Annotated in this window: 30 protein-coding genes; 17 read left to right on the forward strand and 13 right to left on the reverse strand. The window is 66.6% G+C overall.

Translation table 11 applies throughout. The features are described from left to right. Nucleotides 1-67: 67 nt before the first annotated feature. Nucleotides 68-703, reverse strand: a complete 636-nt coding sequence (locus NDO75_RS01775) for a rubrerythrin family protein (protein WP_310904388.1) — start codon at nt 701-703, stop codon at nt 68-70. A 104-nt stretch (nt 704-807) separates the two neighbouring features. On the opposite strand from NDO75_RS01775, the gene NDO75_RS01780 reads away from it, so the two are divergent. Continuing rightward, on the forward strand, nt 808-1,983 hold the full coding sequence (locus tag NDO75_RS01780) for an MBL fold metallo-hydrolase (protein ID WP_310904389.1): 1,176 nt from the start codon (nt 808-810) through the stop codon (nt 1,981-1,983). Between the two features lie 64 nt (nt 1,984-2,047). Here the strand turns inward: NDO75_RS01780 and NDO75_RS01785 are convergent, their stop codons facing one another. After that, the gene (locus NDO75_RS01785) at nt 2,048-2,380 is read right to left on the reverse strand and encodes a 2Fe-2S iron-sulfur cluster-binding protein (RefSeq protein WP_310904390.1); all 333 of its coding nucleotides are present in this window, start codon (nt 2,378-2,380) and stop codon (nt 2,048-2,050) included. A 154-nt stretch (nt 2,381-2,534) separates the two neighbouring features. Here NDO75_RS01785 and NDO75_RS01790 point away from each other — a divergent pair, with 154 nt between their 5' ends. The 3 genes from NDO75_RS01790 (at nt 2,535) to NDO75_RS01800 (ending at nt 5,282) form a co-directional block, all read left to right on the forward strand. Further along, nucleotides 2,535-3,938: a geranylgeranyl reductase family protein gene (locus NDO75_RS01790; protein WP_310904391.1), complete on the forward strand. Its 1,404-nt coding sequence runs from the start codon at nt 2,535-2,537 to the stop codon at nt 3,936-3,938. A 251-nt stretch (nt 3,939-4,189) separates the two neighbouring features. Continuing rightward, nucleotides 4,190-4,312, forward strand: coding sequence for a hypothetical protein (locus NDO75_RS01795; RefSeq protein WP_310904392.1), 123 nt, complete (start codon nt 4,190-4,192; stop codon nt 4,310-4,312). 175 nt (nt 4,313-4,487) lie between these two features. Continuing rightward, nucleotides 4,488-5,282, forward strand: coding sequence for a DUF4397 domain-containing protein (locus NDO75_RS01800; protein WP_310904393.1), 795 nt, complete (start codon nt 4,488-4,490; stop codon nt 5,280-5,282). 32 nt (nt 5,283-5,314) lie between these two features. Here the strand turns inward: NDO75_RS01800 and NDO75_RS01805 are convergent, their stop codons facing one another. After that, nucleotides 5,315-6,595, reverse strand: a complete 1,281-nt coding sequence (locus NDO75_RS01805; RefSeq protein ID WP_310904394.1) for an amidohydrolase — start codon at nt 6,593-6,595, stop codon at nt 5,315-5,317. 68 nt (nt 6,596-6,663) lie between these two features. Next, on the reverse strand, nt 6,664-6,999 hold the full coding sequence (locus NDO75_RS01810) for an uS10/mL48 family ribosomal protein (protein ID WP_310904395.1): 336 nt from the start codon (nt 6,997-6,999) through the stop codon (nt 6,664-6,666). A gap of 187 nt (nt 7,000-7,186) precedes the next feature. Here NDO75_RS01810 and NDO75_RS01815 point away from each other — a divergent pair, with 187 nt between their 5' ends. Continuing rightward, nucleotides 7,187-7,624: a bis(5'-nucleosyl)-tetraphosphatase gene (locus NDO75_RS01815; protein WP_310904396.1), complete on the forward strand. Its 438-nt coding sequence runs from the start codon at nt 7,187-7,189 to the stop codon at nt 7,622-7,624. 122 nt (nt 7,625-7,746) lie between these two features. Beyond that, entirely contained in the window at nt 7,747-8,796 is a 1,050-nt protein-coding gene (locus NDO75_RS01820) for a DUF5787 family protein (protein ID WP_310904397.1), read from the forward strand. Nucleotides 8,797-8,817: 21 nt separating this feature from the next. Here the strand turns inward: NDO75_RS01820 and NDO75_RS01825 are convergent, their stop codons facing one another. The 3 genes from NDO75_RS01825 to NDO75_RS01835 form a co-directional block, all read right to left on the reverse strand. Then, nucleotides 8,818-9,318 carry a DUF5797 family protein gene (locus tag NDO75_RS01825; RefSeq protein WP_310904398.1) on the reverse strand — a complete coding sequence of 167 codons (501 nt, stop codon included), beginning with the start codon at nt 9,316-9,318 and terminating at the stop codon, nt 8,818-8,820. A gap of 78 nt (nt 9,319-9,396) precedes the next feature. After that, nucleotides 9,397-10,557 (reverse strand): epoxide hydrolase, encoded by a 1,161-nt coding sequence (locus NDO75_RS01830; RefSeq protein WP_310904399.1) that lies wholly within the window; start codon nt 10,555-10,557, stop codon nt 9,397-9,399. A 105-nt stretch (nt 10,558-10,662) separates the two neighbouring features. Then, nucleotides 10,663-11,952 carry an MFS transporter gene (locus NDO75_RS01835; RefSeq protein ID WP_310904400.1) on the reverse strand — a complete coding sequence of 430 codons (1,290 nt, stop codon included), beginning with the start codon at nt 11,950-11,952 and terminating at the stop codon, nt 10,663-10,665. Nucleotides 11,953-12,068: 116 nt separating this feature from the next. On the opposite strand from NDO75_RS01835, the gene NDO75_RS01840 reads away from it, so the two are divergent. Next, complete coding sequence (locus NDO75_RS01840; protein ID WP_310904401.1) at nt 12,069-12,323, forward strand: hypothetical protein; 255 nt, start codon at nt 12,069-12,071, stop codon at nt 12,321-12,323. Between the two features lie 78 nt (nt 12,324-12,401). Continuing rightward, the gene (locus NDO75_RS01845; RefSeq protein ID WP_310904402.1) at nt 12,402-12,710 is read left to right on the forward strand and encodes a transcription factor S; all 309 of its coding nucleotides are present in this window, start codon (nt 12,402-12,404) and stop codon (nt 12,708-12,710) included. Nucleotides 12,711-12,785: 75 nt separating this feature from the next. Here NDO75_RS01845 and NDO75_RS01850 read toward each other — a convergent pair whose 3' ends face one another. From NDO75_RS01850 to NDO75_RS01860, 3 genes are all read right to left on the reverse strand, one after another. Beyond that, nucleotides 12,786-13,859: a phosphotransferase family protein gene (locus NDO75_RS01850; RefSeq protein ID WP_310904403.1), complete on the reverse strand. Its 1,074-nt coding sequence runs from the start codon at nt 13,857-13,859 to the stop codon at nt 12,786-12,788. Nucleotides 13,860-13,980: 121 nt separating this feature from the next. Beyond that, on the reverse strand, nt 13,981-14,769 hold the full coding sequence (locus NDO75_RS01855) for a methyltransferase domain-containing protein (RefSeq protein ID WP_310905157.1): 789 nt from the start codon (nt 14,767-14,769) through the stop codon (nt 13,981-13,983). Beyond that, nucleotides 14,757-15,146: a nascent polypeptide-associated complex protein gene (locus NDO75_RS01860; protein ID WP_310904404.1), complete on the reverse strand. Its 390-nt coding sequence runs from the start codon at nt 15,144-15,146 to the stop codon at nt 14,757-14,759. The genes NDO75_RS01855 and NDO75_RS01860 overlap by 13 nt, the downstream gene beginning before the upstream one ends. A 158-nt stretch (nt 15,147-15,304) precedes the next feature. Between NDO75_RS01860 and NDO75_RS01865 the strand changes: the two genes are divergently transcribed. Further along, a complete protein-coding gene (locus NDO75_RS01865; RefSeq protein WP_310904405.1) occupies nt 15,305-15,946 on the forward strand; it encodes an HD family hydrolase in 642 nt (213 codons plus the stop codon). 22 nt (nt 15,947-15,968) lie between these two features. On the opposite strand, the gene NDO75_RS01870 is transcribed toward NDO75_RS01865, so the two are convergent. Next, on the reverse strand, nt 15,969-16,457 hold the full coding sequence (locus NDO75_RS01870; RefSeq protein WP_310904406.1) for a PUA domain-containing protein: 489 nt from the start codon (nt 16,455-16,457) through the stop codon (nt 15,969-15,971). Between the two features lie 180 nt (nt 16,458-16,637). On the opposite strand from NDO75_RS01870, the gene NDO75_RS01875 reads away from it, so the two are divergent. After that, nucleotides 16,638-16,814 carry a hypothetical protein gene (locus tag NDO75_RS01875; protein WP_310904407.1) on the forward strand — a complete coding sequence of 59 codons (177 nt, stop codon included), beginning with the start codon at nt 16,638-16,640 and terminating at the stop codon, nt 16,812-16,814. Between the two features lie 72 nt (nt 16,815-16,886). Here the strand turns inward: NDO75_RS01875 and NDO75_RS01880 are convergent, their stop codons facing one another. Both NDO75_RS01880 and NDO75_RS01885 read right to left on the reverse strand, forming a co-directional pair. Continuing rightward, complete coding sequence (locus NDO75_RS01880) at nt 16,887-17,384, reverse strand: NYN domain-containing protein (RefSeq protein WP_310904408.1); 498 nt, start codon at nt 17,382-17,384, stop codon at nt 16,887-16,889. Nucleotides 17,385-17,457: 73 nt separating this feature from the next. After that, nucleotides 17,458-18,282, reverse strand: a complete 825-nt coding sequence (locus NDO75_RS01885) for a M48 family metalloprotease (RefSeq protein WP_310904409.1) — start codon at nt 18,280-18,282, stop codon at nt 17,458-17,460. Nucleotides 18,283-18,630: 348 nt separating this feature from the next. Here NDO75_RS01885 and dapA point away from each other — a divergent pair, with 348 nt between their 5' ends. The 7 genes from dapA to NDO75_RS01920 all read left to right on the forward strand — a co-directional run bounded on the left by dapA (nt 18,631) and on the right by NDO75_RS01920 (nt 23,345). Then, nucleotides 18,631-19,554: a 4-hydroxy-tetrahydrodipicolinate synthase gene (dapA, locus tag NDO75_RS01890; protein ID WP_310904410.1), complete on the forward strand. Its 924-nt coding sequence runs from the start codon at nt 18,631-18,633 to the stop codon at nt 19,552-19,554. Further along, the gene (gene dapB, locus NDO75_RS01895) at nt 19,551-20,318 is read left to right on the forward strand and encodes a 4-hydroxy-tetrahydrodipicolinate reductase (RefSeq protein ID WP_310904411.1); all 768 of its coding nucleotides are present in this window, start codon (nt 19,551-19,553) and stop codon (nt 20,316-20,318) included. The genes dapA and dapB overlap by 4 nt, the downstream gene beginning before the upstream one ends. Then, nucleotides 20,315-21,151 carry a 2,3,4,5-tetrahydropyridine-2,6-dicarboxylate N-succinyltransferase gene (locus NDO75_RS01900; protein ID WP_310904412.1) on the forward strand — a complete coding sequence of 279 codons (837 nt, stop codon included), beginning with the start codon at nt 20,315-20,317 and terminating at the stop codon, nt 21,149-21,151. The genes dapB and NDO75_RS01900 overlap by 4 nt, the downstream gene beginning before the upstream one ends. 110 nt (nt 21,152-21,261) lie before the next feature. After that, nucleotides 21,262-21,513, forward strand: a complete 252-nt coding sequence (locus tag NDO75_RS01905; protein WP_310904413.1) for an AbrB/MazE/SpoVT family DNA-binding domain-containing protein — start codon at nt 21,262-21,264, stop codon at nt 21,511-21,513. A 6-nt stretch (nt 21,514-21,519) separates the two neighbouring features. Beyond that, nucleotides 21,520-21,894: a PIN domain-containing protein gene (locus tag NDO75_RS01910; protein ID WP_310904414.1), complete on the forward strand. Its 375-nt coding sequence runs from the start codon at nt 21,520-21,522 to the stop codon at nt 21,892-21,894. A 363-nt stretch (nt 21,895-22,257) separates the two neighbouring features. Continuing rightward, nucleotides 22,258-22,431: a hypothetical protein gene (locus NDO75_RS01915; RefSeq protein WP_310904415.1), complete on the forward strand. Its 174-nt coding sequence runs from the start codon at nt 22,258-22,260 to the stop codon at nt 22,429-22,431. Further along, nucleotides 22,428-23,345, forward strand: a complete 918-nt coding sequence (locus tag NDO75_RS01920; protein WP_310904416.1) for a hypothetical protein — start codon at nt 22,428-22,430, stop codon at nt 23,343-23,345. The genes NDO75_RS01915 and NDO75_RS01920 overlap by 4 nt, the downstream gene beginning before the upstream one ends. Nucleotides 23,346-23,361: the final 16 nt, after the last annotated feature.

Raw genomic sequence — 23,361 nt, forward strand, 5'->3', positions numbered from 1 at the left:
ACGGCTCGAGTCCACTTCGAATTCATCCCTTTCCGTTTTCTCGACGGCTCCCGGAGCGAGCCGCGGCTCAACAGATCGGCTTCGGATCGAGCCCCAACTCGTTCAGCGACGCCGCATACACCTCGTACGCGGCTTCGATCACGTCCTCGGCGGCCGCTCGAGCGCGATTCCAGTCCTCGGCTTCGTCGCAGACGTCCTCGAGCACCGCGAGCGCCCGATCGCCCTGCGCCGCCGTCTCGCTTCGCAGCTCCCGGAACGCGTCGGCGCGTCGCTCGTCGCCCTCGTTGACGAAGAAGTTCACCACCTGAAGGTGCGTCCGATCGCCGACCAGCGACCGTCCGACGAGGCCACCGAGTCGCTCCGCCGTCGTCTCGAGCGATCGGAGACGGTCGTGCATCGGCCCGCCGTCCGCACCGTCGCTCTCGTGGTCGCCCTCGAGCAGCGCCGTGACCCGCTCGTAATGGTCGCGCTCCTGGTCTCGGAATTCGGCGAACGCGTCCCGTGCGCCGTCGTGGTCCTCGTCGTCGACCCACGCCTCGAAGGTCTCGGCGGCGGCGCGTTCGCTGTCCGCGGCCGTCTGCAGCACGCGCTCGGTCGTGAGATCCGCGTTCGTGTGGGCCACGAGGAGTTTGGAGGAGCCAAGGCGCTCGAGTTCGGTGCCCATCGATTCTTCGATCGCGGGCTGGAAGTCGTCGGCGTCCATACCGGGTCGACACCGCCGAACGTGTTGAACGTTGGCTGCGATTCGGCCGGCGGTATTGTACGGCGGGGCGCTACTTTACCCGCCTCGAGCGCGTATCACACGGCATGATCGACCGGAGCGACGACGCCGACCGATCGGGCGACGGCGTGGATTCGATAGCCCCCGAGGAACTGGCCGACCGGTTGCGGTCCGGCGACGAGCTAACCGTCCTCGACGTCCGCGACCGCGACGAATTCGAGCGCTGGCACCTCGAGGGCGAGGGCCTCGAGGCCGTCCAGATTCCCCATATGAAATTCATTCAGGCCGAGGCGACTGGTGGCGCGGACGACCTGGTCGCCGACCTCGAGGAACCGATCCTCGCGGTCTGTGGTCACGGGGAAGCGAGCGCACACGCCGTCTCCCTCCTCCGGGAGGCGGGCGTCGACGCGCGCAACCTCGCCGGTGGGATGGACGCCTGGGCAGATCTGTACGTCGCTCGCGAACTCGACGTCGACGCGCCCGCGACGGTGCTGCAGTACGATCGCCCCTCGAGCGGCTGTCTCGCCTACCTGATCGTCAGCGGCGACGAGGCCGTGGTGATCGACCCGCTGCGGGCGCTCGCGGACCGGTACGTCGCAACTGCGGCCGACCGCGGTGCCGAACTCGTCTACGCGGTCGATACGCACGTTCACGCGGATCACGTTAGCGGCGTCCGCGACCTCGCCTCGCGAACCGATGCCGAGCCAGTCGTTCCCGAGGGCGCTCGGGACCGCGGCCTCGCGTTCGACGCCCGAACGCTCGGAGACGGCGACGAACTTCACGTCGGTGAGGCCACGTTGACCGCGGTGGCTACGCCGGGACACACGACCGAATCGCTCTCGTTCCGCCTCGGCGACGTGCTGTTCACCGGAGACACGCTGTTCCTCGAGGGCGTCGGTCGGCCCGACCTCGAAGGCGGCAGTGAAGAGGCACCGGCCGCCGCGCGGCGGTTGTACGAGAGCCTCCAGCATCGGATCCTCGAGCGGCCTGACGAGACGACGATCGCGCCGGGCCACTACAGCGACGCCGCCGATCCGCGAGACGACGGTACGTACGCCGCCCGCCTCGGCGACCTTCGCGACCGGCTCGCGGCGCTGTCGCTGAGCGAAGACGAGTTTGTCGATCGCGCCACGAGCGACCTCCCGCCGCGGCCGGCCAACGACGAGCGGATCGTCGCGGCCAACCTCGGGCTCGAGGCCGTCGATGAAGAGACGGCGTTCGAACTCGAGTTGGGACCGAACAACTGTGCAGTCGCCGACTGAAGGGGTAGCTCTGCTCGGCGGCGAACGGCTCGAAGAAGTCGCGACCACCGACGGCAGTGTGCGGTCAGTCGTCGGCGACCGCACCGTCGTTCGCGCCACCCGCGAGGTCGCCCTCGATGCTCGGCGGGTACTTCCCGCGGTCGAGTTTCAGGTCCGACTGCGGGCGCGCCATGCAAGTCAGCGCGTAGTTCTCGGCTTCCTCGTCGGTGAGCCCCCGGGCGGCCGGCTGGGTAACCTCTCCCTCGAGAATTTCCGCCGAACACGCCAGACACATCCCGACCCGGCAGGAGTACTCCTGGGCGATGCCCTCCTCGAGGCAGCGGCTGAGAATCGTCTCCTTGTCGGTGCAGGTGATCGTCTCACCCGTCCCGACGAACTCGATGGTGTACTCTGTCATACACCTCGGTACGGATGACCTGCCTAAAACGTTTTATGTGCCGGGAGCTGTCGGGTTCGGCCGGTCAACCGAGGTATACGGACGCTTGGCGACCCGGCAACCACCGCGGATCGACCATAAAACGTTTTCTTACCGCGGTGTGCACAGTGTGGGTATGAGTACGCAGGAGCAGTCGGGCGCCGCGACGACCCGGACCCAATCGCCGGACGCGGTCGTCGTCGGAGCCGGTACTGCAGGGTGCTACGCCGCGGCGACCGTCGCCCGGGCGGGGTACGACGTCGTCGTCATCGAGCGCAAATCCGAGACCGAAGCGGGCCACATCGCCTGCGGGGACGCGTTGAAGGGTGCCGATGCCTTCCCCGAGGCGATCCCGAAATCGAAGCTCGAGCCGGCCTTCACGAACACCGGCGTCGACCACGGTCGCTTCGAGATCCCGCAGGAGGACACCGTCCTCGAGATCCCCGTACCGGGCGAACTGGCCGTCATCGACCGCTGGGAGTACGGCCGGCGGATCATCGAGGGCGCGGGCGACGCCGGCGTCGAGTTCCACTACGACACCGTCGTCAAAAACGTCGTGCAGGCCGACGACGGCCGCGTCACGGGCGTCGAGGCGGTCCGAAAGGGCGACCCGATCGAGTACGAGTCCGACATCGTCATCGACGCCGCCGGCTCGCTGTCGGTGCTGCAGGACAACGTCGACTTCTCCGACTCGACGTTCGACACGAACGTCGACTACACCCACTTCTGTTCGGCCTACCGCGAGATCGTCCACGTCGACGAGCCCGTCGAGTGGTCGGACGCCCTCGTCTTCAAACCGACCGAACGGGCCGCGGGCTACCTCTGGTACTTCCCGCGCACCGAGACAGAGATCAACGCCGGGCTGGGCTTCCAGATGACCGAGGAGCCGATGCAGCTGGTCGACGACCTCAAGCGCGACCTCGAGAACCGCCCCGAGTTCGCCGGCGCGGAGGTCGAGGACAAACTCGGCGCGGCGCTGCCGACCCGCCGGCCGTACGACTCGGCCGTCCACCCGGGCTACATGGCCGTTGGCGACGCCGCCGGACACGTCAACCCCACCACCGGCGGCGGCATCGCCGGCGCAGCCTACGCCGGCAAGTACGCCGCCGAGCAGGCCATCGAGGCGCTCGAGACCGACGACTACAGCGAGGACACCTTCTGGAAGTACAACGAGCGCGTCATGGACCACTTCGGCGCGCGCTACGCCGCGCTCGACGTCTACAACATCCTCTCGACGGCCGTCGACGTCGACGACCTCATGGGCCTGCTCGCCGCGATGCCCGGTGACAAGCTCGCCGAGGCGCTGTACTCGGGCAGCACGGACATCGGACTGAAGCTCAAACTCGAGGCCCTGCTCAAGAGCCGCGGCCACTGGGGGACGATCTGGAACCTCTACCAGACCAAACGCCGCGCGGACGAACTGCTCTCACACTACGAGAACTACCCGACCAGTCCCGAGGGTCTGGCCGGCTGGCAGGATCGCCGTGACGACCTCATGGAGAAGGTCTACGAGACGACCGGGGCGGAGCCCAAATACTAACACCGACCTTTTACGCTGCGGTCTGTCGCGCTGACGGCAGCATAGCTGCCGCACAGCGCGACGTCCCTCGGTAAAAGGTCGATCAAAAGCACTCCTCCCTCCCCTCCGCGCGGCAAGCCGCGCTCGGCTCACGGCCTTCGGCCGTTCGCCCTTCCGCGCTGCTTCGCACCGCGCTCTCCGGGTCGGTCGTCGGCCGCTCGTCTTTCCGCGGCGCTGCGCGCCGCGCATTCGGTCGCTCGCGGTGAGTGCCGGTGAACCGCCTGCCCTCCCCCGTTGAGCGGACGCTCCGCGTCCGCGAGGTCGTCGGCGCGAAGCGCCGACTGCTCGAGGCACCGCTGGTCCCTGGCCGCTCGGAAGAGCTTGCTCTTCCGTAGGGTCGGACGGCTCTCGCGTTGCTCGAGCCGTCCTCCCGGCCACTGGACGCTCAAGCGGGATGTGGCTACTCGAGCGGTCGATAGCGCTACTGTAAAAGTCCCTATCGGTCCGCGCTGCAATTACCCTACTCTGTTAGGGAACTTCGATTTTCCCATCCGTCAAATAACGGGTAATATGGCAGAAAGCCACACGCGCCGACGCGCATTGACACTGATCGGAACCGCGGGCGGCATCGCGCTCGCCGGCTGTATGGGCGGCGGCGGAGACGACAACGAGATGAGCGGCGGCGAATCGGGCGATGGGATGGGAGATGAGTCGATGGACGACGGTGGCGAGGAGATGGACGAGGCGATGGCGCACGTCCGCGTCGCCCACCTCTCGCCGGACGCGCCGAACGTCGACGTCTACGTCGACGGCACGGCCGTCCTCGAGGACGTTCCCTTCCCGAACGTGAGCGACTACCTCGAGCTGCCGGCCGGCGCTCACCAGGTGACGATTACGGCCGCGGGCGACCCCGACACCGTCGCCTTCGAGGGCGAACTCGAGGTCCCCGAGGGCCCCTCGACCGTCGCGGCGCTGGGCGAACTGAGCGAGGAGAACCAGCCGTTCCAGCCGGCGCTCTTCGAGGGCGATCTGAGCGACTCCGGCGAGAACGCGCGAGTGCGATTGATCCACGCCTCGCCGGACGCCCCCGCCGTCGACGTGACGGTCGGCGACGGCGAGACGGTGCTGTTCGAGGACGCGGCCTTCGGCGAGGCGGCGACGACCGAGGTGCCGGGCGGCGAGTACACCCTCGAGGTCCGCCCCGCGACCGAGAACAACGACGGCGAGGTGGTCGCGACGTTCGACGTGGCACCCGAAGCCGGAACCGTTTACACCGCCTTCGCGGTCGGCTACCTCGAGCCCTCGTCGGCCCCCGCCGACGTGCCGTTCGACCTCGAGGTCGTGATGGATACTATGGAGAACTGAGCGACCGGCGATCCCGCAACTCCCTCCCCGACTCAGACCCCGTCGCGACCGATCCGCTCGATCGCCCCCGCCAGCACGTCGATCCCGTGACCGATGCTCGCTTCGTCGACGTCGAACGTCGCGGTGTGGTGGCCGCCGGGGTGGTCGGTGCCGACGCCGACGTAGCAGGCGGTCCCGCCGTTTTCCTGCACCTTTCGCATGAGGAACGTCGCGTCCTCGCTCCCGCCGAGTTCGTCCCGCTCGAGGACGCGCTCGACGCCCGGGGTCGCCCCCGCGACGTCGACGACGATCGAGACGAGTTCCTCGTCGCTGGTCGCGCTCGGGGCCTCAGCGCCGGTCTCGATCGAGACCTCGCAGTCGTGCATCTCGGCGGCGCTCCGGATGATCCGGCGCGCCCGCATCTTCATCGAATCCATCAGGGCGGTCGTCTCGCCGCGGACCTCGGCGACGATCCGCGCCTCGTCGGGGATGACGTTGGCGGCGCTCCCGCCTTCGACGACGCCCGCGTTGACCCGCGTCTTCCCGTCGTTGTGCCGGGGGATCCCGTAGAGGTTCTGTACCGCCGTCGCCATCGCCTGCACGGCGTTGCGCCCCTGCTCGGGGTGGCCGCCCGCGTGGGCCGACTCGCCCGTGAACTCGGCCTCGAGGTGTGACACCGCGAGGAAGCCGTCGATCCCCGCCACGATCTCGCCAGTCGGGTGATCGAGTCCGATGTGGACCGCGAGCAGCGCGTCGATGTCCTGGAGGTGCTCGCTTTCGGCCATCGACTTCCCGCCGCCGACGACTTCCTCGGCGGGCTGGAAGAACAGCTTCAGCGTCCCAGAAAAGTCGCTCTCCGCGATCCGCTCGAGCACGCCGATCCCGATCGTCGCGTGGGCGTCGTGGCCGCAGGCGTGCATCGCGCCCTCGTGTTCCGAGCGGAAGCTTTCGGCCGCGGGAACGTGGCCCGGATCGTCCGACTCGTTTCGGGGGAGCCCGTCGATGTCGACCCGAAGGCCGACCGTCGGTCCGTCGCCGCGCTCGAGCACCGCGACCGCCCCGGTGTAGCCCCCCTCGAGGCGCTCGAGAATCCCTTCGTCGACGCCCGCAGCTCGCGCCTGCTCGTACCAGTGGGTGAGGTCGCTGTCGTCGGGGACCGCCATCCGATGGTCGCCCGCGATGGCGTCGGGGCCGACGTGGAGAGCGGCGAGGCCGTCGCCGAGTCGGGACTCGAGTTCGTCGACGATTCGGGCGGTAGTGTAGAACTCGCGCCATGCTGGCTCGGGTTTCCGGTGCAGGTCACGACGTAGCGAAACGAGGTCGTCAGCGGTCATACCTCCGACGTAGTCGCGAACGGCAAAAAGCTCTACTGGCGCTCGCGCGCCGTGAGGGGGCAACGGCGTCAGTTCCCGCGACCCGCGCCGTGGATCTGTTCGACTTCGGCCTCGATGTGGACCGAGTCGGGGAAGTTCTGCGAGGCGATGTTGCGCGCCAGATTGTCGTGGCCGTGAATCTCGAGTTCGCGCGTGAAGACGGTGTACTCCCACGAGGAGAAGTGTCGCTCGTCGTCGGCGTGGAGCCGACAGCGCTGGGGGACGGAGAGCGTTTCCGGCGGATGTGAGTGCGGTCCCTTCAGTGCGGCCCCCTTTCGTTCGGCGGTTGCTTTGATGTCCTCGACGATGCCATCGAGCGCGGCGCGATCGCCGCTCTGGAGGGTGAGACGGGTGACGAAGGTCATGGCTGTTGCTGTCGAATACGTCTACGGTGGGTGCGTAAAAACCTGCTGAGACGCGCCGACGCCCCGCACTGGCGGGACGCGACTGCAGTCGGTCGCCACTCGAGTGCGTGGCAATCGGATTCGGAAGCAGTGTCCGTTGGACGAACAGTCCGATATTCTCTTAACGTCGCATCTGTTATCCCACTTAATGGCAGTCGAAGCTACGAGCGCAGGCGCGATCCTCTTCCGCGATACGCGGGGCCGGCGCGAGTATCTTCTACTCAAGAGCCGCCCAGGCGACTGGGAGTTTCCCAAGGGCGGTGTCGAAGGAGATGAAGAGCTACAGCAGACGGCGATCCGCGAAGTAACGGAAGAGGCAGGTATCGAACAGTTCAGACTACTCGACGGGTTCCGCGAGGATTACGACTACGTCTTCGAGGCGAACGGCAAGACGATCCACAAGACCGTTCACCTCTTCATCGCGAAGTCGTTCGAGGCCAGCGCTGAACTCTCGAACGAACACCGCGACCTCCAGTGGCGCGACTACGATCAGGCGGTCAACACCGTCACGCAGGACGGCCCACGCGAGATTCTGGAGGAAGCCCACGAGTTCCTCGACGAGCGCGAGGAGGAGGACGAAGAGTAGGCACCCCTCGAGAATCCGATGCGAGCGGCGGTGTGAGCCGAAGGCTCGCTCGGCGACGGTTCCAACGTCGCCCGACGACCGGATCGAGAAGTGCTTTTGCGCACCCGGGCCCAACGGCCGCTGTGAACCCATACGCCGCGGAGTTCGGGTTCGAACTGCGGACCTGTCGGTGGGCCGAACGCGAGTGGCCGGTCGACGGCGCTGCCAGCGACGGCCGCGCGTTCGTCGTCGCCCGCCAACTCGGGACGAAGCGCCGCCGCTGGGACACCATCGTCCTCGAGTGCGACCGCGAGGCCCTCCGCCGGCGGGCGAACTTCGGCCTCGACAGGCTCGACAGTGACCTGCTGCACGTCGTCCGCAACGCCCCCGCCGAGTGGGCCTACTACCGCGATGCGCTTCCCAACCCCGGCTACCCCTGGCGGTACGTCCGCGAGTCGATCCATCGAGCCGCCGACCGCGGAATCCTCGAGACCCGCAAGTCGGGCAATCGTATCGAGATCCGGCGGAAGTGGCCCTATCCCGACTGGCTCGAGCGGATCGTGGCGATCGAGAACAAACCGGACCTCGACGCGAGCGCCGCCCGCGCGCTCTCGTCGCAACTCGAGTACGACGTCGCGATGGGGCTGGCCGACGAGGTCTGGGTCGCCACCGAGACCACGGACGAGCGCGTCGAGCCGGTGCTCTTCGAGGACCTGCCCGTCGAGGTCGGAATCCTCGCGCTCGAACCCGAGTCGCTGACGGCCGACGTTGCCTGGCACCCCCGGACGCTCCCGGTCGACGATCCGGGGACGAGAATCCTCGAGCGACCGGACGGTGGCGAGCGCGACGGCTCTGCAGCCCGGTTCGAGTACGTCGACCCCGAGACGAAGGCCGAGAAGCGGCTCGCGATCGCCGAACGCGCCTACGAACGCGGCTGGCGCTCGTTCGTCGACACGATGCGCCCCGATTGCCGACACTTCGAGTTGCGCGCTCGAGACGCGTCCCAGGCGCTGCCCCACTGCGCCGCCAAGGGTCGGTGTCAGACCACGGCCGAGTGTGCCGGCTCCTGTGCCGACTTCGAACCCGAGCCGCCGACCTGGCGCACCCGTGGCTGGCCGATCGAGGGCGGGCCGGGAAAACGGCTCCAGCGGGTTCTCGAGGAACGCCGGCGGCGACGGCGGCCGGGGCTGTAGTCGGACTCGAGCGCGAACGGATCAGTCGGCGACGCCGACCTCGAGCTCGTCGCGCTCGACGGCTAGCCGGAACGTCGGAACGGTGCGGTACTCGACCTCGACCACGCCCTTTCGGCGCAGGCTCTGGAGCCCCGAGCGGACGTCCTCGGCTTCGGGATCGACGTCGTACTCGTCTCGGAGCTTGTGGAGCACCGAGACGACGCTCTCGGACTCCTCGTCGGGCCCGGCCAGCACCGCGACGATCTGTGTCTGCAGTTCGGGGACGCGGATCTTCGAGGGCACGCCGTCGTCGGGGTCGCTCTCGATGCCCGGTTCGACGTCGACCAGATCGGCCGCCTCGGCGGTCGCCCGGATCAGGCTGTTGTCGTCGCGGAAGTAGTAGTCGCCGAGTTCGTTCTCGAGGTACTGGTGGACCTCGCTGCCGCTTTCCATCTCCCAGCGGTCCTGTAGCTCGGAATTCTTCGTCGGCTGTAGCTCCACTACGTCCGCCAACCGGTCCTGGGCCTCCTCCGAGAGCGTCATCGTCGAACCGTAAGCGGATCCGGTACTTTTGCGTTGCGTCCCGCCGTTCGGTCGCGCGTTTTTCCTCGCGAGCCGACGTTAACCGAGATCGCCGACGAAGGACCGCAGATCGTCGACGAACAGGTCGGGGACTTCCATCGCCGCGAAGTGGCCGCCGTCCGGCATGTCGGCCCAGTGGACGACGTCGTAGACCTCCTCGGCCCACGCGCGGGGCGTCTTGTACACCTCGGCCGGATAGCGAGCGTGTCCCGTGGGAACGTCGACTGCGTCCGGCGTCGCCGCTCCCACGTCGGTCTCGTAGTAGACCCGCATCGAGGAGTTGATCGTCTCGGTGAGCCAGTAGACGCTTACGTTGTCCAGCAGCCGATCCCGGTCGAACTGCGACTCGAGATCGCCGTTGCAGTCGCTCCAGGTCCGGAACTTCTCGACGATCCAGGCCGCGAGCCCGGCCGGCGAGTCGGTGAGCCCGTAGGCCAGGCTCTGGGGTTTGGTCGCCTGAATCTCGTGGTACGCGGTCTCCCCGTCGCGGAACTCGGCGGTCTCCCGGTAGTCTGCCATCCCCTGCTCGTCGAGCAGGTCGGTCGGATCGTCGGTCTCGAGCGACGACGGGTGCAGAAACAGCATGTTCGTGTGGATCGCCTCCACCCGATCGGGATAGTTCGCGCCCAGTAACGCGGTGACGAGCGCGCCCCAGTCGCCGCCCTGTGCGACGTACCGGTCGTAGCCGAGCCGATCCATCAGTTCGGCGACGGTCTCCGCGATCCGCGGCACGTCGTACCCCTGCTCGTCCGTGGGCCCCGAAAAGCCGAACCCCGGAAGCGACGGGGCGACGACGTGAAACGCGTCCGCCGGATCGCCGCCGTGGGCCGCCGGATCCGAGAGCGGACCGAGCACGTCGAGGAACTCCGCGACCGAGCCCGGCCAGCCGTGACTCAGTACCAGCGGCGTCGCGTCCGGCTCCGGCGAGCGGACGTGATAGCAGTGGACCCGCTGGCCGTCGATAGTCGTAACGTACTGGTCGAACTCGTTGAGTCGCTCCTCGAACGCCGCCCAGTCGAACTCCTCGCGCCAGTACGCACAGAGCTCTCGGAGATACTCTCGTTCGGTCCCGTACGCCCACCCTGCATCGGGGAGTTGATCCGGCCAGCGCGTCCGCTCGAGGCGCGTCTGGAGATCGTCGATCTCTTCGCGATCGACCGACACCTCGAACGGTCGAATCGCGTCGTCGTCCGTCGTCATGACGATCTCGCGACCCCCGTACCGCCGTTCCGACCGGCTATGGAAACGTTTCGCATACCGTCCCCGATTCGGTCGCGGCCCAAAATACTGTCGCGGCGCGCGGCCTCAGTCGCTTCCGACGACCGGTACGGAAGCCGTCGCCTCGAGCGTTTCCTCGACCTGGGTGTACACGAGTATCGCCCCGAGGACGGCGAGCGCGCTGCCGAAAACGAAGGGGACCTCGAAACCGAACCGGACCAGCAGGCCCGAGGAGAGCGGGCCGGCAGCGATTCCGTAGCCGAAGGCCATCGTGAGCACCGACAGCTTCGAGCCGGACTCCCCCTCGCCGGCGAGGTCGCCCGCCAGCGCCAGCGACGGGGCGAACACCATCGCGGCCGCGACGCCCTGGAGCAGCCGGGCGAGAAACATCAGCGGGGACGAGAAGATGAACCCCTGTACGAGCGTCGTCGGGATCAGAAACACCATGCCGGTGACGATGAACGGTCGCCGGCCGTACCGATCGCAGGCTCGCCCGATCGGCGTCTGCAGGGCGACCTGGGCGATGATGAACCCGGCGAACTGGAGGCCGAACCAGGTCGCGCCCTGCTCGAGGCGGGCGTTGACCTCGGGCTGGATGGTCGCGAACAGCGCGATAGCCGTGGCCATGAAGAACGACGCGAGGCCGAGCGTGAAGATCGGATCGAGCAGGTTGGGGCCCGACCGGTCGAGGATCGGGATCGAGAGGTCCGCGCCCGCGTTGGCGACCGTCGATTCGGGGTCGGAGACGAGGACCGTCACCATGACGTAGCTCGTCGTGGCCGCGACCGTGGCGACGTAGAAGGCGGCGTCGAAGCCGTCGACTGTCATTCCGCCGGGGAGCACGTAGGGGCCGCGGCTGACGACTGCGCCGGCGACGGCCGGCCCGGCACCGAAGCCGATCAGCCGGAACGTGTTGTAGACGCCCATGTTCCCGCCGCGGTCCCCCGACGTGGCGAGTTCGTTGACGAGCGCGACCGACGACGGGATGATGAAGGCGACGCTGACTCCCTGCAGCCCGCGGATGACGAGCAGCGAGACGTACGTCTCCGCGACGACGTAGGCGGCGTTGGTTAGCGCGAGGCCAGCGAGTCCGACCAGAATGAAGGGTTTGCGCCGCCCCATCCGATCCGAGAGCCGGCCGGTCAGCGGCTGAAAGCTGCTGTTGAGGAAGCCGAAGAGCGAGAGAATGAGCCCGATGATCAGCGACTCGCCGAGCCCGAACGCCGTCCCGCCGACCACGCCGCTGGTCACGTACAGCGGGATGACGATGATCAGAAACGAGTTGCCGATCCCGTCGGCCATCCGGGCACCCGCCAGCGCGAGCACCCGCCGGTCGACGGCGAACGGCGCGACGAGTCTGTCGAGGAGGCCCCGCATCGCCTTTGCCGTATGCGACCGCGTCCGATTATAGTTTCGAACCGAAACATCGGATTCGATGACAGTCCCGGCCAGCGCGGGAGAGGTACAAGCCGTCGGCCGGCGTCCGTTCATCTATGTCGGAAGTCAAACTCAGCCGCGTCAGTGCAGTTCTCGAGGACCTCGACTACCCCATCGCCCCCGATCAGGCCGCGACCGAACTCGAGGACGTCACCCTCCTGCTCGCGGACGGCGAGCGAAATCTGGGCGACCTCGTCGAACGGATCGACAGCGTCCGTTTCGAGTCGAGAGAGGACCTCGAGTCGGAACTCCACAACGTGCTCCCGCGCGAGGCCGTCGGCGAGCCCTACCAGTCCGAGGGCGAAGGATAGAGCCCCGGCGGTCCCGCAGACGGTCGACGGACCCAAACGGGTCCCTTAAGTCGCTCGACCTCCGTAGCCCGGACAACGATGGAATTTTGCGACGAATGCGGTTCGATGATGAAAGCCGACGATGGCACGTGGGAATGCGGTAGCTGCGGGTTCACGAAACCGAAAGGTGACGCGTCCCAGTACACCGTCACCGACGCTCAGGAGGCCAGCGAGATAATCGAGTCCTCCGGCGAGACCTCGCTGCCCGAGACCGACGCGATCTGTCCCGAGTGTGGCAACGACCGCGCCCACTGGTACATGCAACAGATCCGATCGGCCGACGAGTCCGAGACGCGCTTCTTCATCTGTACCGAGTGCGAGCACAAGTGGCGTGAAGACGATAATTGAGTGAAGACGAGCAGTGCACACCGGAACCACGGGTATAGTTCTGTCTCTCCCTGATACGGTGCTCGTCGACACTCGTCAGAGCGGTTCTTCGCCGTCTATGATCCGCTCGGCCCAGGCGGCGTATTCGGGAACGCGCTCCTCCATGTTCGGGTAGGTCGGATCGTTACTGTTGCCTTCCAGGTACCGTCGGAAGAACATCTCCGAGGCGGAGGCGATCTTGAATACGCCGAACGCCCGGTAGAACCGCTGGTTCTCGAACGTCCATCCCGTCCGATCCTCGTACCGCTCGAGCAACTGTCTGCGGGTCGGATAGTCGGCGTGAGCGAGGAACGACGGCGTGAGCGCCTTCGTTCGTTCGGGATCTTTCTCGTCGGGCCAGTACGCCAGCATCCACCCGAGGTCCACGAAGGGATTCCCCCGGGTACACATCTCCCAATCGAACACGCCTCCGATCTCGGGCGGCGTTCCGGGCTCGAACAGCACGTTGTCGAGCTTGAAATCACCGTGAACGAGGGTGTTCGCGGGCGGTTCGGGAACGTTGTCGGCCAACCAGTCGGCCACTTCGAACAGCGTCGGTACCTCCCGTCGTTCGCTCGTCACCTCCATCGCCCACTCGATCTGCGCCGTCCACCGGTCGACTTGCCGCTCGGTGTATCCGTCCGGATGCCCGAGGGATCCCAGCCCCACCGCTTCGGGGTCGAGCGCGTGTATCTCTGCGCCGACGTCTACGAGTTCGGTTCCGATCCGTCGGCGGAACTCGGGCTTCCCGAAGCGTTTCGGCTCCGCCTCGCGGATCACGTCGCCGCGGAGCCGTTCCATCACGTAGAAGTCGGATCCGATAACGTCGTGATCGTCGCACTCGAGTACTGTCTCCGGAAGCGGAACGTCGGTCCCCTGGAGCGCGTTCATCACGCGGTACTCGCGGAGCACGTCGTGTGCGGAGTCCGCGGTCGCTCCCGCCGGCGGCCGCCGGCAGACGAGTTCTCGCTCCCCCCAATCGACGAACAGCGTTTCGTTCGAGTGTCCCGCCTGGTGATACGTCACCGCGAACTCGTCGACAGCGCCGAGTTCCGACGCGAGATACTCCCGCAGCGACTCCTCGTCGATGAGTTGCTCGAGATACGCCTCCTCGCTCTGCCCGTTCGCCATACCGTTTCTGTGTCCGGTGGCCGTGATAAATATTCACTGTCATAGTGCGGTCTCGGGCCGCGAACCGAGTCTCGGTCACCAGTCGAGAAACGCTCGCCGGCCGCTCTACAGGAGAAGTGCCCTACTCGTTGCGCGCGATCGTCAGATATCCCGTGTGACCCACGGGTGCGGTCGAGGGCCTCGAGCCCCGCTCGTCGAACTGCATCTCGCGTTGAATCGTCTCCCGCGTGGTGACGTTCGCCAGGCCGACCTCGCGGGCCGTCCGTGCGACCTCGCGGGTCGACTCGACGAACGGGCTGTAGACCGCGACGAAGCCGCCGTCGACCAGCAGGTCGGGCGCGTGCTCGACCATCGCGGGCGCGTCGCCCGTATCGAGGGTCAGCACGTCGAACGACGACGGCTCGAGGTCGTCGACCGCCTCGGTCACGTCGCCCGTCCGAACGTCGACGGCGTCGGACACGCCGCCCAGCGCCATGTTCCCGCGTGCCACGTCGGCGAACTCGTCGTCCTGCTCGTAGGTCACGACCGTCGCGCCGGCACGCGCCATCATCGCCGCGAGCACCCCGGTCCCGGTGCCGGCGTCGAGCACGCGGTCGCCGCGAGCGATCCCCGTCTCGCCGATGACGAGGCCGATGTCGCGGGGGACCATCGGCGCGCCCGTCCGCTCGAAGTGATGGAAGAGGTCCGGGCCCCGGAGTCGACGCACCTGAAACTCGTCGCCCAGATGCGTCTCTATAGTGTCGCCCGACTGGACGTCCTCGGGAACCTCGAGCACGCCGAGGTCGGTCCCCTGTTCGCCGCCGGGTTCGACGAGGTACTCGCGGTCGCCGCGGACGAGCAGCACCGGGACGCGGTCGCCGTCCGAATCGTTCCCGTCGCCCGCGCTATCGGCGTCGTTCACTCGAGGGATTCGACCGCCGCGGCGAGATCGCCGTCGTTGTCCTCGAGCGCTGCGCGGGCCTCGTCCTCGCTGACGTCGGCGCGCATGGCGACGAGTTCGACGTCGTCGTCGGGGATCGACGGCTCTGCCTCGCTGCCGGCGTCGTCGCTGCCGGCGCTGCCGCCGGCCGACCCGGCCTCGACTTCCTCGGGCGAGCCGATGACCTGGTAGGTCTCCTGGCCACGGGCGTCCATCTTGGTGACCTCGGCGTCGTTGAAGACGAGGTCGTACTCCTCGGTGCGGATGATGACCTCCTCGGCGTCGATGTCCTCGACGTCGATGCCCATCTGCTCCATCATCTGTTCCATCTTGCGCGGGTTGAGTCCGCCGCCGCCTCCTCCGAACATACTCGCCACGTCGCCGTGGGCGACCTTTTACTTTGTCGTTCGTCGACTCGGCGGAAGCGCAACGCACCCCGAACCGAGCGGGCGGGAAGGGTAACGAAGCCGGCGGCGAGGCGACCGAGACCGACGTTTTCAATCGGTGTCGACGCGTCGAATTACCCATGACCGACGAGTTCGCCGCGCTGCTCGAGGCGTTCGAGTTGAAAGACGAGTCCAGAACGGGATGGGTCCTCCGCGGGATCGACGCGCCGGAGTCGGTGGCGGCACATACCTGGGGGACGGCGACGCTGTGTCTGCTGTACGCCGACCGAGCGGGGGGCGACGTGGACCGCGACCGGGCGGTTTCGATGGCGCTCCTCCACGACCTCGCCGAAGCGCGGACCGGCGATATCCCGACGCGAGCCGACGAAACGAGCACTGAGGACGGCGACGATCGTCCGTCAGCCGAGGAGAAGGCGGCCCTCGAGCGAGCGGCGATTACCGACCTGCTCGGGCCGTTCGAAGGCGAGGACCGTGATCTCGATCTCGTCGCGCGCTGGGAGGAGTACGAGGCCCGGGAGACGCCGACCGCGCGGTTCGTCAAGGATATGGATCTGATCGACAACTGCCTGCAGGCGCTCAAGTACGAACGCGAGGAGCGGTACGACGAAACGACACCGAACGAGGCGTTTTCGCGATACGAGAACCTCGACGAGTTCTTCGCGACTGCCGCGCCGCGGCTCCGGACGACGATCGGAGAGTCGCTGTTCGAGGGGGTCAGAACGCGGTACGAGCAGGAAATCGGACGGGAGTGTCAGCTGTAGCGTCTCCCCGCCGTCGACCGGCTCACGTCTCCGCGGGTGCGCCTTCGCGCACGTTCACCGCCATTCCCGTCTCGAAGTCCCGGATCGCGTCGGCGGCTAACTGCGCCGTCCCGACCGCGAGCAACTCGTCGCGCTCGTGGACCACCAGCACTTCGTCGCCCGGCCGGATCTCGTCGCCGGCTTCGAGGACGAACTTCGCGAAGACGTTCTTCTCGTCGCGGACGAACGGCTCGCTCTCGTCGTCGACGACGACGCGATAGGCGGGGTACTCGAGCGCGGCGTCGAGCCGGCGACCGCCCTCGAGGCCGAGGGTGAATCGCCCGTCGGTGCCGAACGAGACGATCCGCCCCGCGTCGGCGTGGATCTGCTGGGGGCGGCCGGAAGTAGTGCGCTTGATCGTCAGCGATTCCGCCGGCGGGAACAGAGCCGCGCCAGCCCCCGCGCCGAACTGGTAGTCCGCGATGGTCCGAAGTTCGGGCAGTCCCGCGCTACCGTCCGTCGAGTCGCTCATTGGCCGGCGTTCGGTGCGGTGGGTCGAAAGCCCTTCGACCTGTTCGCGTGGTAGCTGCGACGGGTTGCTCACGCGAACGGCGGCGGAGGTTTCGGTTTGATACATGTGCGCGATTATCAGAATCGATATCAGAACGAGATGGTGAATATTAAGGTAATTGATTTAGAACTACCGGCAGCGATGGACGTCACACAGATCGGTCTCGGGGTCGCCCTGCTCGTGCTCGGCACCCTGACGCTCGCCGGCCCGGCCACGATCGTCACGGGACCGTTCGTCTACCTCCTGACTGGGGCGACGCTGCTCATCACGGGCTACGCGCTGTTGATCGGACTCTGGCAGAACAGACAGCCGAATTAGCCCGACGAGCGCGGCCCGCTCCGGAATATTCGGTTCCGCGCTCGCTCGAGCACAGCCGCGAGCGCGGCCCGCTCAGAGCAGGAACGTCTCGTGTCGATCGCCGAGATCGAGGAAGGAGTCGGCTTCGGCGATCAGTTCTTCGGCCGTCGAGGATTCGAAGGCCATCACTTCGACGCGAACTCCCTCGTGGCGCAGGTGCGAACAGAGCCGCGAGAAGTCACCGTCGCCCGTACAGAGGACGATCGTGTCGACGTGGTTCGCCAGCGTCACCGCGTCCAGGCTCATCCCGACGTCCCAGTCGGCCTTCTTGGTGCCGTCGGCGAACGTCTTGATGTCCTTGATCTTGGGCTCGAAGCCGATATCGATCAGTGCCTCGAAGAAGCTCTCCTCTTCGGGCGAGTCCGCGCGGATGACGTAGGCGATGGCGCGCGTGAGTTGGCGGTCCTGCACGGCTTTCTCGAGCAGCGCGGAGTAGTCGATGTTGCGGCTGTGGATGCTCTGTGCGGTGTGGTAGAGGTTCTGAGCGTCGACGAGGACGGCGACGCGCTGACCGGGATGAATTTCCGTCATATACTAGCATGTCGTAGGCGGCTATAAAAAATCGCGGCGTTCGGTTCGGTCGTGGTGCCGCTGCCGGCAGTGTTCAGGACCGGAGCTTCTGAATGCGCTTCTCCGTCGGTGGGTGCGTCGCGAACAGCGTCGCCAGGAGTCCCTTCTCAGAGTTGAAGATACATAACGCACTCATGCTATCGTCGAGTTCGGACTCGCGGCCCTGTGCGCCCTGCGAGATTTTCTCGAGTGCGCGGGCGAGCGGGTCGCCGCTGCCGATGTACTGCCGGGCGTCCTCGTCGGCGACGTACTCGCGGTACCGCGAGATGGCGAGGACGAAGACCATCACGAGCATCTGTGCGATGTTCGAGATGACCATGCCGACGATGATGCTACCGATGTTGCGTTCGCCGCCGAACATGTAGACCATGTAGGCGACCCAGCCGACCATCATGGCGATGGAACTCCCGAAGACCATCGCGAGGACGTCGCGGTTCTTGATGTGGGCGAGTTCGTGGGCGATCACGCCCTCGAGTTCGTCGCGCTGGAGGAGCCGGATGAGTTCCGTCGAGACGACGACGACGCCCTTGCCCTTCCGACCGGTCGCGAAGGCGTTGGGAACGCCCATGTCCATGACCATCAGTTTCGGTTTGTCGATCTTCATATCCCGACAGAGCGAGTCCGTCATCTGATGGATTTCCTGATACTGGCCGTCTTCGGGCATTTCTTCAGCCCGTCTCGTTGCCGACCACGTTCCGATCTTGTACTGGATGACCGGTAACACGAGCAGTCCCAGAAGAACGAGAGGCCACGCGCCGAAGCCGAACATCGCCAGGCCGAAGGCTCCGACGAGCATGTAGAACGCGAACAGGATCGATCCGACGACCGCCATTCGCAGTTTCAATCCGAAATCTGTCACACCGGGTTGTAAGTAACGACTGGGGATAAATTACGCGGAACTGTATCTCAGCTCTCGAATGGCACTGCAACCGATTCGATCAAAGTCACAATCAATAAGTCGGACGAGCAGTATCTGTCGTCTATGCGCCGCGTCGCTCACCCGACCGTTGGCCCCGTCGTGAGCGACGCCCGCCCTCGTTTTCCGAAACGTAAACGCGCGTGAGAGCGCTCGCGGCGGGCGTGGCACCCCCGTCCCGGGCGCGGTTCGACCGCGCACAGTTGCGTTCGACCGACTAGCAGCCGCCCACCGATCGGAACCGATACACCCTACCGATTGGGGGCCGACACACGACCCAACGACACACCTATGACAGCAATCGACCTTTCGGGCGTCTTCCCGGCGATGTGTACGCCCTTCGACGAGGACGAACGAATCGACTTCGAAACGCTCCAGACCGACGCCCAGCGCCTCGAGGCCGCGGGCGTCGACGGGCTCGTTCCCGTCGGCTCGACCGGCGAGTCCGCGACCCTGACCCACGACGAACACGTCCGCGTCGTCGAGGCGGTCATCGAGGCCGTCGACGACGTACCCATCATCGCGGGCACGGGCTCGAACAACACCCGCGAGGCGCTCGAGCTCTCCGAGCGTGCTGCCGAGGCCGGCGCCGATGGCCTCCTCCTGATTTCGCCGTACTACAACAAGCCCGAGCAGCGCGGCCTGATCGAACATTATCGAACGATCGCGGACGCCGTCGACCTCCCGCAGATCGTCTACAACGTCCCCTCGCGGACGGGCCGAAACATCGAGCCCGACACCGCCGTCGAACTCGCGAGCCACGAGAACATCGCGGGCTTCAAGGCCGCCAGCGGCGACCTGGGCCAGATCGGCGAGATCGCCGAGCGCACCGTCGACGAGGAGTTCGCGGTCCTCTCGGGCGACGACGCGCTCACCCTGCCGACCATCTCGGTCGGCGGGACCGGGACGATCAGCGTCGCGGCGAACATCGAACCCGAGCGGACCTGCGCGATGGTCGGCGCGGCGCTCGACGGCGACTACGAGCGCGCTCGCGAACTGCACCACGAGCTCGGCCCACTGTTCCGCGAACTGTTCGTCGAGACCAACCCGATCCCGGTCAAGGAGGCCATGCAGATCCGCGGCTACGGCCCCGCCCGCATGCGCCCGCCGCTGAGCCGTCTCGCCGACGAGTACCGCGAGGGGCTCGAGGCGGTCCTCGACGACCTCGAGCGCGATACGACCGAGGTCGCCGACGCGACGGAGGGTGATCGATGACGGTCAGGCTCGGCGTCACCGGCGCGACGGGCCGGATGGGTCGAGAAGTGATCGCCGCCGCGACCGACCGCGAGGACTGCGAGGTGGTCTTCGCAGTCAACCGCGACCCGGACGACGAGACGGTCGACGGCATCGACGTCGAGCCAGCGAGCGAGTTCGACGCGCTGGTCGCCGGCCGCGAGCCCACGGTCGTCGTCGACTTTACCGGCCCCGAGTCCGCCGTCGACTACGTCGAGGCCTGCGCCGACGCCGGCGTCGCCTTCGTCACCGGAACGACTGGCTTCGACGACACGGGCCGCGAGGCGCTCGAGACCGCCGCGGAGGACGTAGCCGTCCTCCACGCGCCGAACTTCGCCCGCGGGGTGCAGGCGCTGCTCAACGTCGTCGGCGAAGCGGTCCAGAATCTGCCCGGGTACGACGTGGAACTCGTCGAGACCCACCACAACGCCAAGCGCGACGCGCCGAGCGGGACCGCGAATCGCCTGCTCGAGGAGATCGAGGCCAACGGCGAATTCAGCGAGCGCACGCACGGCCGCGAGGGCGAGGCCCCGCGCGAGGAGGCCGAGATCGGCGTTCACGCGCTGCGGGCGGGCGACATCACCGGTGAGCACGAAATCTTGCTGGCGGGCAACCACGAGGAGGTCCGGCTCACTCACCGCGCGGAAGACCGCGGTGTCTTCGCCGCCGGCGCGGTCGACGCCGCGGTCTGGATCGCTGGACAGAAGGCGGGGAGCTACGACTTTGCGGACGTGATCGCAGAATGAGCGCACTCGAAAACGAAATCGACGAGCTGTGGGACCGCAAAGAGAACGGCGAACTCAGCGCCGAGACCGCCGGCGAGGACGAGTACGCGACGCTCGAGGCCTTCCTCGACGCCCTCGAGGACGGCGAGATCCGCGCCGCCGAGAAATCGGGCGGTGAGTGGGAAGCCAACGAGTGGGTCAAGCAGGGTATCCTGCTCAACTTCGGCCTCCGCTCGATCGAGCCTCGCGAGCACGGCGGCGTCACGTACAACGACGTGCTCCCGCTGGCGGACTCGAGCGAATACGGCGACCGCGGGAGCCGCAACACGCCCGACGGGACGGTCGTCCGTCGCGGTGCGAATATCGGCTCGGACTGCATCATGATGAGCCCCGCGTTCGTCAACATCGGCGCTCGCGTCGGCGACGGCACGCTCGTCGACTCCTGTGACACGGTCGGCTCCTGCGCCCAGATCGGCGACAACGTCAAACTCGGCGCGAACCTCCTCATCGGCGGCGTGCTCGAGCCGGTCGAGAACGCGCCGGTCATCGTCGAGGACAACGTTTCGCTCGGTGCCGGCTGCCGGGTCACCAGCGGCTTCGTCGTCGGCGAGAACAGCGTCGTCGGCGAGAACACCCTCCTGACGCCGCGCATCCCGGTCTACGACCTCGTCGAGGAAGAAGTGCTCTACGGCGAACTGCCCTCGAACCGGCGCGCATTCACCCGCTTCGTCGAGTCCTCGATCGGCGACCACGACCTCTTCGACGGCGGCGCGTACAAGCCCGCCGTGGTCGCGACCGACCTCGAGACAGAGACGCTCGAGGCGACCGAGCGCGAAGACGCGCTGCGCGAGTAAGCGCGCGTTCGGCGGACGAATCGCGGTCGATCGATTTCTTCGTGACCGACGTGGGACCGAGACGAATTTCGTGGGAAGACTTTTGATCGTTTCCCCTGTAAGAGACCGTAATGAGCAAACGAGCCGAGGCCGACGATCGGGGTCGAATCGTCATTCCGCACGAGATCCGCGAGAAACACGGTGATCGGTATCGCGTCGTCGAACTCGACGATCGGGTCGAACTGATCCCCCTGAAAGACGATCCGATCGAGGGCCTCCGCGATGCCGTCGGCGGTGCGTTCGACGGAAAATCGATCAGGGAGATCAAGCGTGAGGCGTGCGAGGCCGCTCGAGAAAACGCGATCGACGACGCGAGCGAGTAGGAACCGATGATCTACGCCGACACGGACTTCTTCATCGCATTGGTGAAAGACGACGATTGGCTTCAGGACCGGGCGACCGAGATCGCGCTCGAGAACGAGGGAGAGATCTACACCTCGCGGGCGACGCTGCTCGAACTGCTCGTGATCTCGGACCGGTTCGAGTTCGATCGGATGGAAGCGCTCACGTACGCGCTCGAGATCGCATCGGTTCCCGAAGACGAAGACGTCCTGTTTCAAGCGGCGGACTACATGGAACAAGAGGGTCTCACCGCGTTCGATGCATACCACGTCGCCTACGCGGCCGAGGATCCCATCGTTTCGTCTGATAAATCGATCGGCGACGTGGCGACGGATCGGATCGCGATAGAAGAGACTGACTGACCGAAGACGGAGACGCTCGAGGCGACCGAGCGCGAAGACGCGCTCCGGGAGTAGCCGGTTCGGGCGGCGACGCTCGAGTAGTCGAGTCCGCTCGAACGTCGATCGACTTCTCGCCGGGCACGAAATACCGGTGACGGCCCGTATCGCCGATGGCGCCAGCCGATCGATTCGTTCGTCACGTCGTCCACCGCTCGGTCACGGCTCAGCGTCCGCCACTGATCGTCCCGAGAGAGCCGTCCAGCATCCGTAATACGTCAACAGAGTGACTTTATTCCTGCGGGCGATTCCTACGACTCATTGCGAATTGAACAGTAATGAACGGACCCTAGACGTTTAATTGATTGATCTCGTATGCAATTAATTGTGAAAACTGGACCCGGAAGAACGAACGACGCAGTGGGGAACTGGGACGAACCCGCCACAGATGCCGTCGAGGGGGCCGCTCGAGCGAGCGACGTCGCTCGCGTCGATACGGCCGCGTTCCGGGCCGGCGCCCCGTACGGCCGCGGAGACGCTTCGTCGATAACAGTGGTATGAGAACACACGACAATGACCAGCCGTCGCGAGCGACCGAGCGATCGAGCGACCCCGTCCTCGACGAGTTGCTCGAGGCTCTCAGATCGGATCAGGGCGGTGCGCGGACGGAAGCGATCAAACGCGCGCTCGAGCGGGAGTCGGGCCCGCGGAGCGAGGAAACCGAGCGGATCGCGGCCCTCGAATCGACGGTAGCGCAGTTATCGTCCGAGATCGAAGCCGACGCGGACGACGGCGACGGGGCCGTCCTCGAGGACGTTCGATCCGAACTCGACGCGACCGTCGACGAACTGGCGACGCTTCGATCGGCGGTCGACGCGTGCGAGTCGACTGATGCGGCCCTCGAGTCCCGGATCGACGACCTCGAAGCCGCGGTCACCGAACTCGCCGATCGACTCGCGAGCGTCGAGGAGTCGATACAAAGCGGCCGATCGGAACGCGCTGCGGCCCGCGACGCTTCCGACGACGCGGCCGGGAGCGGAGAACCGTCCGGGGATTCGATGGAACGGGACGGAGACGACGTCGCCAAGCGGATCCGCCACGTCGAGACCAAACTGGACACGCGGACCAACGCCCTGGCGTCTCGGCTTCGCGAAATCGAAACGCTGGCGGACCGGATCGACGACCTCGAGGAGCGAATCGACGCGCGAACGGCCGTCCTCGAATCCGGACTCGAGAACGTCAACGATACGATGGAAGAAGCGATCACGCTGCTCCGAGAAGAGACGCAAACGGAACTGTCGGACGTTCGGTCGGACCTCGACGACCTCGACCGAGAGTTCCGATCGTCGATCGAATCTCTGGAAGACGACATCGGTGCCCTCGAGACGCACGCGGCCGACATGACCCTGTGGCGAAACTCGATCGAGGGGTCGTCCGAGGGCCCCGAAGGCGACCGCGAAGAGGGGGCCGAGTGATCGCGGTATGCGCCGA

Origin of the sequence: Natrinema sp. 1APR25-10V2 (genome assembly GCF_031626495.1) — an archaeon.
In the GTDB taxonomy this organism is placed as follows: domain Archaea; phylum Halobacteriota; class Halobacteria; order Halobacteriales; family Natrialbaceae; genus Natrinema.